1 protein-coding gene and 1 pseudogene are annotated in these 539 nt (G+C 64.7%); both read left to right on the forward strand.

The window, feature by feature from the left end:
* Positions 1-393 (forward strand): cytochrome c oxidase subunit 3 (locus TW83_RS19000; RefSeq protein ID WP_045984355.1); only part of this gene is annotated, 393 nt, incomplete at its 5' end.
* Positions 393-539 (forward strand): annotated as a pseudogene (locus TW83_RS22360) (cytochrome o ubiquinol oxidase subunit IV); the annotation flags it as partial. The gene TW83_RS19000 and the pseudogene TW83_RS22360, both read left to right, overlap by 1 nt.

A 539-nucleotide genomic window follows, 5' to 3' on the forward strand; every position in this document is an offset into this window, starting at 1 on the left:
TTCCTGCTGCTGTCGTCGCTGACCTTCGGGTTCGCGATGCTGTCCACGCTGGCGGGCCGGCAGGGTCCGGCGATGATGTGGCTGGGCGCGACCCTGGTCCTGGGCCTGGCCTTCCTTGCCGTCGAGATCTATGAATTCCACCACCTGATCCACCTGGGCACAGGCCCGCAGCGGTCCGCCTTCCTGTCGTCCTTCTTTGCGCTGGTCGGCACGCACGGGCTGCACGTGGCCTTCGGCTGCCTGTGGCTGGTCACCCTGATGGTCCAGATCACCCGGCACGGGCTGACCGGAGCCAACATCCGGCGGATGACCTGCCTGTCGATGTTCTGGCACTTCCTGGACGTCATCTGGATCGGCGTCTTCACCTTCGTCTATCTGCTGGGGATGATCTGATGGCCGAGACCGCACATGCCAAGACCGCAGCCCATGTCCATCACCCCGACGGCCATGACCACGGCACTTATCGGTCCTATGTCATCGGGTTCATCCTGTCGGTCGTGCTGACCGCGATCCCCTTCGGCCTGGTCATGGCCGGGGGC

The organism is Paracoccus sp. S4493, assembly GCF_000967735.1.
Classification (GTDB): Bacteria; Pseudomonadota; Alphaproteobacteria; order Rhodobacterales; family Rhodobacteraceae; genus Paracoccus; species Paracoccus marcusii.